Source organism: Phenylobacterium sp. (assembly GCF_044236515.1).
Lineage (GTDB): Bacteria > Pseudomonadota > Alphaproteobacteria > Caulobacterales > Caulobacteraceae > Phenylobacterium.
The window spans coordinates 1-10,064 of sequence record NZ_JBIIGK010000109.1 but is presented as its reverse complement, the minus strand read 5'-3'; the positions used below and the strand labels follow the sequence as shown (position 1 = coordinate 10,064).

12 protein-coding genes are annotated in these 10,064 nt (G+C 71.0%); 7 read left to right on the top strand and 5 right to left on the bottom strand.

Going from position 1 to position 10,064, the window contains the following annotated elements; all coding sequences use genetic code 11:
* The 3 genes from ACILRF_RS11435 to ACILRF_RS11425 form a co-directional block, all read right to left on the bottom strand.
* Positions 1–832, bottom strand: an 832-nt coding sequence (locus ACILRF_RS11435; RefSeq protein WP_395672968.1) for an amidohydrolase, incomplete at its 3' end; no start/stop codon positions are given.
* An 81-nt stretch (positions 833–913) separates the two neighbouring features.
* Entirely contained in the window at positions 914–1,651 is a 738-nt protein-coding gene (locus ACILRF_RS11430; protein WP_395672966.1) for a hypothetical protein, read from the bottom strand.
* 5 nt (positions 1,652–1,656) lie between these two features.
* Entirely contained in the window at positions 1,657–2,022 is a 366-nt protein-coding gene (locus tag ACILRF_RS11425) for a hypothetical protein (protein ID WP_395672964.1), read from the bottom strand.
* Between the two features lie 65 nt (positions 2,023–2,087).
* On the opposite strand from ACILRF_RS11425, the gene ACILRF_RS11420 reads away from it, so the two are divergent.
* Positions 2,088–2,375, top strand: coding sequence for a 4a-hydroxytetrahydrobiopterin dehydratase (locus ACILRF_RS11420; protein ID WP_395672962.1), 288 nt, complete (start codon positions 2,088–2,090; stop codon positions 2,373–2,375).
* A gap of 24 nt (positions 2,376–2,399) precedes the next feature.
* Here ACILRF_RS11420 and ACILRF_RS11415 read toward each other — a convergent pair whose 3' ends face one another.
* A complete protein-coding gene (locus ACILRF_RS11415; protein WP_395672960.1) occupies positions 2,400–2,822 on the bottom strand; it encodes a Tat pathway signal protein in 423 nt (140 codons plus the stop codon).
* Between the two features lie 94 nt (positions 2,823–2,916).
* Between ACILRF_RS11415 and pseB the strand changes: the two genes are divergently transcribed.
* Together pseB and pseC are read left to right on the top strand one after the other, a co-directional pair.
* A complete protein-coding gene (gene pseB / locus ACILRF_RS11410) occupies positions 2,917–3,966 on the top strand; it encodes a UDP-N-acetylglucosamine 4,6-dehydratase (inverting) (RefSeq protein ID WP_395672958.1) in 1,050 nt (349 codons plus the stop codon).
* Positions 3,967–3,979: 13 nt separating this feature from the next.
* The gene (gene pseC, locus ACILRF_RS11405; protein WP_395672956.1) at positions 3,980–5,128 is read left to right on the top strand and encodes a UDP-4-amino-4,6-dideoxy-N-acetyl-beta-L-altrosamine transaminase; all 1,149 of its coding nucleotides are present in this window, start codon (positions 3,980–3,982) and stop codon (positions 5,126–5,128) included.
* Positions 5,129–5,162: 34 nt separating this feature from the next.
* Here the strand turns inward: pseC and ACILRF_RS11400 are convergent, their stop codons facing one another.
* Entirely contained in the window at positions 5,163–6,878 is a 1,716-nt protein-coding gene (locus tag ACILRF_RS11400) for a hypothetical protein (RefSeq protein ID WP_395672954.1), read from the bottom strand.
* Between the two features lie 140 nt (positions 6,879–7,018).
* Between ACILRF_RS11400 and ACILRF_RS11395 the strand changes: the two genes are divergently transcribed.
* From ACILRF_RS11395 to ACILRF_RS11380, 4 genes are all read left to right on the top strand, one after another.
* Positions 7,019–7,747, top strand: a complete 729-nt coding sequence (locus ACILRF_RS11395) for a response regulator transcription factor (protein WP_395672953.1) — start codon at positions 7,019–7,021, stop codon at positions 7,745–7,747.
* Positions 7,716–9,317 (top strand): stimulus-sensing domain-containing protein, encoded by a 1,602-nt coding sequence (locus tag ACILRF_RS11390; RefSeq protein ID WP_395672951.1) that lies wholly within the window; start codon positions 7,716–7,718, stop codon positions 9,315–9,317. Before ACILRF_RS11395 ends, ACILRF_RS11390 begins: the two co-directional genes overlap by 32 nt.
* Positions 9,314–9,760 carry an HPr kinase/phosphorylase gene (locus ACILRF_RS11385; RefSeq protein WP_395672949.1) on the top strand — a complete coding sequence of 149 codons (447 nt, stop codon included), beginning with the start codon at positions 9,314–9,316 and terminating at the stop codon, positions 9,758–9,760. The genes ACILRF_RS11390 and ACILRF_RS11385 overlap by 4 nt, the downstream gene beginning before the upstream one ends.
* A 69-nt stretch (positions 9,761–9,829) precedes the next feature.
* A partial coding sequence (locus ACILRF_RS11380) for a PTS sugar transporter subunit IIA (RefSeq protein WP_395672947.1) occupies positions 9,830–10,064 on the top strand: 235 nt, incomplete at its 3' end.

The window sequence follows — 10,064 nt, the reverse complement described above, 5'->3', positions numbered from 1 at the left end:
CCGGCAGCTTCCCGTCGGCCTGCACGCGCTTGTAGGCGTCCCAGGTCTCCTGGTTGATGCCGGGGTCCTTGGCGGTGGTCACGCACTCGTTGGCGAAGCCCTGCGACGTCGCCGCGATGCCGGCGTAGAGCTGCTCGGGCGTGATGTCGGGGATGTGCTGGCCGACCAGCCGCTGGGCGCGCTCCTTCAGGACGCCGGTCGGCGTGCCGTCGGGGAATCGGTCGATCGTGCCGCCCGGCGGGTCCGGCGTGTCCTTGGTGATGCCGGCCAGCTTCAGGGCCGCGCTGTTGGCGACGGCGTAGTGGCCGGTGGTGTGGGTCAGCATCACCGGATTGTTCGGAGACACCGGATCGAGGTCGCGGGCGTAGATGTAGCGCCGCTCGGCCAGCTTGCCTTCGTCCCAGCCCCGGCCCCGGACGAACTCGCCCGGCGCCGTCGTGGCCGCCTTCTCGCGGACCAGCCGCACCACGTCGGCCATGTTGGAGACCTTCAGCGGCGTCAGCTCGATGAAGTACATGTCCTGGACGCCGCCCATGGCCAGGTGCGCGTGCGTGTCGATCAGGCCCGGCGTCACCGTGCGGCCGGCCAGGTCGATGCGGCGGGTGCCGGCGCCGGCCAGCCGGGCGATGTCCGCGCTCGTGCCGACGGCGATGATCTTGTTCCCCCGGATCGCCACCGCCTGGGCGACGCTGTCCTTGGCGTCGACGGTCAGCACCTTGCCGTTCAGCAGCACCAGGTCCGGGGCCGCGGTCGCCGCCAGGGTGAAGTTGGCCTGCGACGCCGCGAGCAGGCCGCAGACCGCCAGCCTCGCGGCTTGTTTCATCCTGGTCATCATCGCCTCCCTCTCTTTGTTGCGATGATGTTACGCTTCGGCGAGCGGATGCGGCAAGTGAGATCGCAGTTGAGGAGCGCCTCAACCGCGCCGCATCGCCTGGATCAGACTGCCCGTGTAAGCGGCGTGGCCGACGTGAGTCAGGCGGGCCTCCATGTCGGCCCAGATCTCGCCGCCCAGGTCGCGCCAGCGGCGGCAGAAGGCGTAGTCTTCCGAGAGGTACTCGCCGGTCTCCGGCTCGAGCAGGGTGTCGAACACCATCACGGCCTCGCCGTCGTCTAGCCGGGCCTTCAGCTCCGGATGGGCGTCGGCGATCCGCTGCATCGCCGGGCGCGAGATCATCAGGAAGCCGGTGCCGCCATAGGCGACCCGGGCGATGCCGTCCTCGACCTCCACGGAATGATCCGGCGTCGGAATGAACCGCACGACATAGCCGATGGACGCGGCCTGCAGGTCCTCGACCCCGGCCTTGGCCGCGGCCCGCACCTTGTTCCAGTCGATGTGCTTCAGCGGGCAGACGGCGGCGACCACGTCCTTGCCGCTGTCCAGCAAGCGGAAGGCGTTCTCCGGCGCAAAGCCGATGTCGGCGTCGACGAAAAGGACGTGGGTGGCCTGCGGATGGGCCAGGAACGCCGCGGCCAAGCGGCTGCGGGCCCGGGTGATGAGCGCCTCGCCGCTCATCAACTCGACGTGCAGGCCGATCCCGCGCGTCTCGCAGGCCTCCTGCAGGCGCAGGACCGAGGCCATGAAGTGCAGGGTGACCTGCCCGCCATAGCAGGGCGCGGCCAGGTAGATGAACGGCGCGCGGGGGTCGGGCATGGAGCTCACGATAGGCGCCGCGCCGGCCGCGGTCGAGCCGCGGCGATCGCCGTCACCAGGGTCACGCCGGCGAGGTCGGCGGCGAAGTCCCGCCAATCGGAATGGCGGCCCAGCGCCATCACCCCCTGCAGCACCTCGACCACGCCGCCCAGCGCGATCGCCAGGCCGGCGACCCGCCATCTGCGGTCTGGAAACAGCGTCAGGCCGACGGCCGTCAGCACCGCCCAGCCGATGGCGTGCTCGGCCTTGTCGCCCAGGGCCGTCGGGGCCGGCAGGGCGCCGGCCGGCGACAGGCAAAGCCACAGCAGCACCGCCACCGCCGCGGCGAAGGCGGCGAGGCGCGCAGGAAGGGGCAGGCGGGCAGGGCGCATCGCCCTTAGTTGCACGCCCGCGCGCTGCTCACTAGCGTTCGCGCGGGCCATTGGAGGACGACATCATGGCGGAGCGGATCGGAGCGGCCGAGGCGCTTAAATCCCTGCCCGGCTGGGAGGCGGTCGAGGGTGAACGCGACGCCATCCGCCGCACCTACCGCTTCGCCGACTTCAACGCGGCCTTCGGCTTCATGTCGCGCGTCGCCCTGATGGCTGAAAAGCTCGACCATCACCCCGAATGGTTCAACGTCTACAACCGGGTCGAGGTCACCCTGACCACACACGACGCCGACGGCGTCACCGCCCTCGACGTTCGCCTGGCCAGGTTCATGGACGAGCTCTCGCTCCGCTGATGGCGGGGCGACGGGCCGGGCAAGTCAGCTGACGACGATGGCCCCGAGCAGGAAGCGCGCGCCGGGCTTGCCGAGCACCAGGTTGGTCTGCCGCTGCAGCGCCTGGCTAAGGTAATCGGCGTTGGGCAGAGCCGAGGGCGCCAGCCCCGCCGCATAGACCTGCACCGTCTGCACGAACGCCGCCCTGAGCCGCGGCACGCTCTGTTCGGCCCGGGTGCGCAGGGCCGCATCCGGCACGTCGAGGCCGCACTCGACGGTGAACACCCCGCGCCGGCCGCCAGGCTTGTTGGTGGTCGCGGTCAAGGGCTGGATCGGCAGGTAGGACGATCCCCCCGTCCGCTTCTTCGGGTCGCCGTCCTTTTTCGGGGCCGAAGCGCGCGCGACGCCGGGCCCCGTGGCGACCGCGCCAGCGGCGAGAGCGAGACCGATGAACTGGCGGCGTTCCATCCGACGATGCTGCCCCGATCATGGTTAGCGCTCTCTTTACGTCCGCGGGCCGAAGCTGGCGCTCTGAGAGATTCGCCGTCTTGGAGTTGCGCCCTTGGGCCGTTTCGCCCCGCCTAGCCTGGACCTCGACGGCAAGGTCATCCTGATTACCGGCGGCACCGGCTCGTTCGGCCGCCGCCTCGTCGAGACGGTGCTGAGCCGCGCCAAGCCCCGCAAGCTGATCGTCTATTCCCGCGACGAGCTGAAGCAGAGCGAGATGCAGATCGACCTGGCCGAACGGTTCGGCCCGGACGCGCTGGCCCCCATGCGCTTCTTCCTCGGCGACGTCCGCGACCGCGAGCGCCTGACCCTCGCTCTGCGGGGCGTGGACGTGGTGATCCACGCCGCCGCCCTGAAACAGGTGCCGGCCGCGGAGTACAATCCCTCCGAATGCATCCACACGAACGTCCTGGGCGCCGAGAACGTCGTCTGGGCCTGCCTGACCAACCGGGTGAGGCAGGTGGTGGCCCTGTCCACCGACAAGGCCTGCAACCCGATCAACCTCTACGGCGCGACGAAGCTGGCCTCGGACAAGACCTTCGTCGCGGCCAACAACCTGTCCGGCGACATCGGCACCCGCTTCGCGGTGGTCCGCTACGGCAACGTCGTCGGCTCGCGCGGGTCGGTGGCCCCGCTGTTCGAGCGGCTGATCGCCAAGGGCGCGACCGAACTGCCGATCACCGACCCACGGATGACCCGCTTCCTGATCACCCTCGACGAGGGCGTCGATTTCGTCCTGTCGTCCCTCGGGGCGATGCGCGGCGGCGAAATCTTCGTGCCCAAGATTCCGTCGATGAAGGTGGTCGACATGGCCGCCGCCATGGCCCCCGGCCTCGCCACCCGGGTGATCGGCATCCGGCCCGGCGAAAAGCTGCACGAGATGATGATCTCGGCGGACGACGCGCGCTCCACCGTCGACCTCGGCGACCGCTACGCCATTGAGCCGGCTTTCGCCGACTACACCCGCGAGCCGCTGGCCGGCCGCACCCTCGACGAGGGCTTCTCTTACGCCTCCGACACCAACGACGACTGGCTGTCCGGCGAGGGCTTCCTGGCGATGCTGGGGGCCGCGCCCGCGCCGCGCCGCCGCCGGGCCACCGACTGACGCTGTCGCCCCCATGATCCTGCCTTATGGCCGCCAGACCATCGAAGACGACGACATCGCCGCGGTGGTCGCCGCCCTGAAGGCCGATTTCCTGACCACCGGCCCGACCGTCGGCGCCTTCGAGACCGCCTTCGCGGCCAAGGTCGGCGCCGTCCACGCCGTCGCTTGTTCCAACGGCACCGCCGCACTGCACCTGGCCATGCTGGCTCTGGAGCTGAAACCGGGCGACGCGGTCGTCGTCCCCGCGATCACCTTCCTGGCCACCGCCAACTGCGCGCGCTACGTCGGCGCCGAGGTGGTGTTCGCCGATGTCGATCCGACGACCGGCCTGATGACGCCGCAGACCCTTCGCGCCGCGCTGGCCCGGGCGACCCGGCCGGTCCGCGCCGTCCTCCCCGTCCACCTGCGCGGCGAGGTCTGCGAACTGCCCGCCCTGGCCGCCATCGCCGCCGAGGCCGGCGCGGTGCTGGTCGAGGACGCCGCCCACGCGGTCGGCTCCCGGGCGACCTTCGACGGCCAGGGCAACACCGTCGGCGACGGCCGCCACGGCGTCATGGCCACCTTCTCGTTCCATCCGGTGAAGACCATCGCCACCGCCGAGGGCGGCATGGTCGCCACCGGCGACGCCGCCCTGGCCGAGCGCCTGCGCGCCTTCCGCAGCCACGGCATGACCCGCCCGCCCGGCGCCGAGCCCTGGGTCTACGAGATGGCCGAGCCGGGTTTCAACTATCGCCTGCCGGACGTGCTCTGCGCGCTGGGCCTGTCGCAACTGGCCAAGCTCGACCGCTTCGTCGCCCGCCGCCGGGCCCTGGCCGACGCCTACGCCGAGGCCCTGGCCCCGCTCGCCCCCGCCGTCCGCCTTGCGGCCCGCCCGCCGTGGAGCGATCCCGCCCTCCACCTGCTCACCGTGCTGATCGACTTCGCGGCGGCCGGCCGCACCCGCGCCGAGGTGGTCGAGGCCTTGAGGCTCCGCGGCGTCGGCAGCCAGGTGCACTACATCCCGGTCCACCGCCAGCCCTACTACGCCGCCCGCTACGGCGATCTGGACCTGCCCGGCGCCGACGCCTGGTACGCCCGCTGCCTCTCCCTGCCGCTCTATCCCGGCATGGCGGACGAAGATGTGGCCAAGGTCGCTGCGGCGCTGAAGGACGCGTTGTCCTGAGCCTTTCCTTTTCCCGTGACACGGGAGGGGACGCCTACGCCGCCAGCCCCGCCTTCTCGACCAGCTCGCGCACCACCGACACCTGCTCCGGCGCGCTGGCCAGTTCGGTGCGCATGGCGTCGTCGCGGACCAGTTTCATCGCCTCGGCGCGGGCCCGGTCGGCCGCTGGGCCCAGCGGGCAGCTTTCGCCGGCCGCCAGCCTCAGCAGGAACGTCAGCTTCTGCACCACCGGCAGCTTGGCCTTCGCCAGGGTCGCCACCAGCCGCGCCTCGGCCTCCACCTGCGCGCCCAGCGCGCCGATCATCGCCTGCAGCGGTTCGGAATCCTCGCTAACCAGCCCGCAGCGCCCGAGAGCCCGCTGCAGGCCGGCCAGGGTCGCCAGCCGCGCCGACGGCGTCTCCGGCCCCGAACTCAGCTCCTTTTCGAAGCGCAGGTTGCCGATCAGCGTCTTCAGCCAGCGGCCGGCGGCCCGTTTGTTGGCCGGCCCGATGACGTTTTCGGTCAGCCAGATCAGCGCCTCGACGTCCTCCCGGGCGGTGCCCTCGTTGCCCAGATAGGCGTCGACGAAGTCGGTGGTCACCAGCATCTTCGAGCGCACTGAGAACGCGGCCTGGACGTCCTCCAGCGGCAGCAGCTTGCCGGCCGCCGCCGTCAGGCACATGGCGAGCGCCCGCAGCACGTCGATCTCCGCCGCGGCGTCGCCGGGCACCAGCCGCCGCGGGCCGTTCAACTCGGCGAGGATGCGTTTGCCGAGGGCGGTCCGCACCTCCATGAAGTCGTCGCCGCCCAGCCAGCGAGCCAGGCGCTGGGCCTCCACCGACAGGGTCGGCATGACCTTGGCCACCGACTTCTCGACCTTGATCAGCAGGTCGACGGAATCGCCCGCCGCCAGCCGGGTCAGAGCCGCCAGGCTGTCCCCGAGCGAGTCCGTCTGACCGACGATGCCGTCGAGGCCGGCCCGCGAATCGAGGATTTCGGCGATCGGCTGTTCCAGCACCTGGATCGCCAGCTTGCGGCTCGGCCCCTGGGCCGGCGGCGCGGCGGCCGCATAGTCCATCAACCGCGACAGCTTCTCCGGCCACGTCCGCGCCCCGGCGATGGCGATGGCCACGCCGCCGCCCAGCAGATAGGCCCCGTCCGGCTCGCCGGACAGCCGCTCGGCCGCCGCCGCGAAGGTCTCCTTCGAAAGGTCCGGGAAAGCCCCGCGCTTGCCGTCGCGCAGCACCCGCTCCATCGACCGTTCGACCAGGCCGTGGAAGGTGCGCATCATCTCATGGACGCTCGCACCCCGGGTCTGGGCCTCTGGGACGGCGATCTTCTGGATGGCGTGCTGCAGGTCGGTGCCGGACGCCTCCAGCTGCTCGATCAGGTCCGGCCGGTGCAGCAGCTCGAACGGGATGGCCGACTTGCGGGCCAGCCAGCCCTCCAGCACGCGGCCGATCCGGTCGCGGGCGTGCACGGTATAGAGGTCCTGGGGCGTGACGCAGAGCGGGTCGACGCTTTCCTGGACCCGCCGCTTCTTTAGCGGCTCGGGCATGCCGAGGTTGAGGATCGCGACGGTCTGAAACTCGCGCGTCTCCTCGTTCAGCGTCTCCTTGGTCACCTTCACAGCGGTGAAACCACGGTCGCGGAAGATCGACTCGCCGGTCGCGACGGCCAGGGCGCGGTCCTCGGTCGCCATCTCGAGCGTCCAGCCGGCGGCCGGCGTCCGGCGGGCGAAGACCTCGAAATGTACGCTCGCGCCGACCATGTTTCCCCTCCGGAACGCCGCGACGGTGATCCAACAACCTTAAGGGCGCGTTGACCTAGATGACCGGTCTCGCCCCATTGAGGACACGAGGCGCGGCGACTAGCTTTGGTGCGAACTTCCCGAGGAGACCGCGGACCCACATGGCCAAGATCACCCTGGTGGACGACGACGAGAACATCGTCACGTCGGTCAGCCTGGCGCTGGAAAGCCACGGCCACGTCGTAAAGGCCTATTTCGACGGCGCCGCCGGCCTTGCGGCCCTGGAGAACGAGCCGCCGGACCTTGCCATCCTCGACGTGAAGATGCCGCGCATGGATGGCATGGAGGTCCTGCGGCGGCTGCGGCGCACCTCCGACCTGCCGGTCATCATCCTGACCTCGAAGGACGAGGAGATCGACGAGATCCTCGGCTTCAACCTCGGGGCCGACGACTACATGCACAAACCGTTCAGCCAGCGGCTGCTGATCGAACGGGTCAAGGCCGTGCTGCGCCGGGCCGGGATCGAGGGCGAGGACGCCAGCGCCGCCGGCCCGCCGTCGTCGGCCGCCGCCGCCGCCGAGGCGGCGCGGGCCATCCGCCGGGGCAAGCTGACCCTTGATCCGGCCCGCCACGACTGCCTGTGGGACGGCAAGCCGGTGAAGCTGACGGTGACCGAATTCCTGTTGCTGCAGTCGCTGGCTCAGCGACCCGGCTTCGTGAAAAGCCGCGACAACCTGATGGACGCCGCCTACGACGATCAGGTCTATGTCGACGACCGCACCATCGACAGCCACATCAAGCGCATGCGCAAGAAGTTCCGCGACGTGGACCCGGAGTTCGACGCGATCGAAACGCTCTATGGCGTCGGCTACCGATACCGCGAGAGCTGAGCGCCCGCAGCGCCGCTCGCGCCTCGCCTGGCTGCCCGGGACCCGCCTCGGCCGGTTGATCATCGGACTCAACGTGCTCGGCCTGGCCATCCTGGTGGGCGGGGCCCTGGTGATGAACGAGCTGCGCCGTGGCTTGGTCGAAGCCCGGATCGACAGCCTGACCACCCAGGGCGAGCTGATGGCCTCGATCATCGAACAGGCCGCCACCGTCGGCGAGCCGGCCCCAGCGATGGACGCCGCCTACGCCAACGACCTGGTGTTGCAACTGCTCGCCAACCCGCGCGGCCAGCGCGCCCGGCTTTTCGACGCCCAGGGCAAGGTGGTGGCCGACAGCGACTGGGTCGTCGATCGGGTCGAGCGCAAGGCCCTGCCGCCGGCCCGCGCCCGCGACGAAGCCGGCCTGCATCTCGACCTGCCGAGGCCGGAGGGCCGCGAGCCGCAGCCGCAGGCCGCCCGCCGGGCGCTGGCCGGCGAACTGCGGCGCGCGCTCGCCGGCGAGCACGTGTCCGGGCTTCGCCGCAGCGGCGAGGGCGAGGAGGTGGTCTCGGTCTCCATCCCGATCCAGCACGTCCAGGCGGTGCTCGGCGTGCTGACGCTCGAGGCGCGCGACGTCGACGAGATCATCGCCCGCGAACGCGCGGCCCTGATTCCGTTCATCCTGATCGCCACCGGCGTCACCCTGCTGTCGTCGATCATGCTCAGCCGCCTGATCGCCCAGCCGGTGCGCCGTCTGTCGCGCGCCGCCGACCGGGTGCGGATGTCCCGGGCCCGGGCCATCTCGCTGCCGGACCTCGCCGACCGCGACGACGAGCTCGGCGACCTGACCCGCAGTCTCGAGGACATGACCCACGCCCTGTCCGAGCGGATGGACGCCATCGAGAGCTTCGCCGCCGACGTCGCCCACGAGATCCGCAATCCTCTGACCTCCCTGCGCTCGGCGGTGGAGACCCTCGACCTGGTCAAGGACCCGTCCGCCCGCGAGCGGCTGTTCGCGGTGCTCAAGAACGATGTCCAGCGGCTCGACCGCCTGGTCACCGACATCTCCAACGCCTCGCGCCTTGACGCAGAACTCTCGCGCGACCAGCCCAAGCCGGTCGACCTGGAGCGGCTGATGACCGACATCGTCTCGCTCTACGACGCGACCCTCAAGCCGGGCGAGCCGCAGGTCCGCTTCGCTCGGCCGCGCGGGATCGAGCCGGCGCGGGTGCTCGGCCGCGAGGGGCCGCTGGGCCAGATCTTCCGCAACCTGATCGACAACGCCCGCTCGTTCTCACCGCCCGGCGGCACGGTCTCGGTCGCCATCCACCGGGCCCGGGACGAGATCGTCGTCACCGTCGCCGACGAGGGGCCGGGCGTCCCGCCGGAGAACCTCGAGACGATCTTCGAGCGGTTCTACACCTCGCGGCCCAAGGGCGCGGCGTTCGGCGGCAACTCCGGTCTTGGCCTGTCCATCGCCCGCCAGATCGCCGAGGCGCACGGCGGCGCCCTGAAGGCCGAGAACCGCCTCGGCGCGGGCGACCAGGTCGTCGGCGCCCTCTTCAGCCTCACCCTGCCGGCCTACGCCCCGTGATCGTCCACGCCGGCCTGATCGCCACCCGACTGAACGGCGCCTGGCGCGGGGTGCTGGTCGAGGGCCCGTCCGGGGCCGGCAAGAGCGACCTGATGCTGCGCGCCCTCGAACTCGGCTTCCGCCTCGTCGCCGACGACCGGGTGATCCTGTGGGTCAGCGGCGCTGCGGGTGAGGCGCGGCTGTTCGGCCGCGCCCCCGAGCCCCTGTCCGGCCTGATCGAGGCGCGGGGGCTCGGCATCGTTCCAGCCGGCCCCCGGACCCTCGCCGAGGTCGCTCTGACTGTGCGCCCTGGGGCTCCGGACCGCATGCCCGAGCCGGCCTTCCGCGACATCCTGGGCCTGCGCCTGCCGCAGCTCGACCTCGCCTATGGCGAAGCCTCGGCGCCTGCGAAACTCCGCCACGCACTCGCCGTCTTTGACGCCGGCTCCAAGAGGCGTATTTAGCACGGCCCGCGCCTCCGCGGGCGGGGTGGGGATTCCCCTTGAGACAGCTTCCATGATCGGTCCCTCGCTATGATCGGGCTCGTGATCGTGACCCACGGCCGACTGGCCGAGGAGTTCATCTTCGCCATGGAGCACGTCGTCGGGCCGCAGACGGCGGTCGAGGCGATCTGCATCGGCCCCGAAGACGACATGGAGCGGCGGCGCAAGGACATCCTCGACGCCTGCAGCCGGGTCGACAGCGGCGCCGGCGTCATCCTGCTCACCGACATGTTCGGCGGCACGCCCTCGAACCTGGCGATCTCGG

Bases quoted from the DNA above. Each gene is read 5' to 3' on its own strand.
- ACILRF_RS11430 (WP_395672966.1), bottom strand. From the start codon at position 1,651: ATGCCCGACCCCCGCGCGCCGTTCATCTACCTGGCCGCGCCCTGCTAT.
- ACILRF_RS11425 (WP_395672964.1), bottom strand. From the start codon at position 2,022: ATGCGCCCTGCCCGCCTGCCCCTTCCTGCGCGCCTCGCCGCCTTCGCC.
- ACILRF_RS11420 (WP_395672962.1), top strand. From the start codon at position 2,088: ATGGCGGAGCGGATCGGAGCGGCCGAGGCGCTTAAATCCCTGCCCGGC.
- ACILRF_RS11415 (WP_395672960.1), bottom strand. From the start codon at position 2,822: ATGGAACGCCGCCAGTTCATCGGTCTCGCTCTCGCCGCTGGCGCGGTC.
- pseC (WP_395672956.1), top strand. From the start codon at position 3,980: ATGATCCTGCCTTATGGCCGCCAGACCATCGAAGACGACGACATCGCC.
- ACILRF_RS11400 (WP_395672954.1), bottom strand. From the start codon at position 6,878: ATGGTCGGCGCGAGCGTACATTTCGAGGTCTTCGCCCGCCGGACGCCG.
- ACILRF_RS11395 (WP_395672953.1), top strand. From the start codon at position 7,019: ATGGCCAAGATCACCCTGGTGGACGACGACGAGAACATCGTCACGTCG.
- ACILRF_RS11390 (WP_395672951.1), top strand. From the start codon at position 7,716: ATGGCGTCGGCTACCGATACCGCGAGAGCTGAGCGCCCGCAGCGCCGC.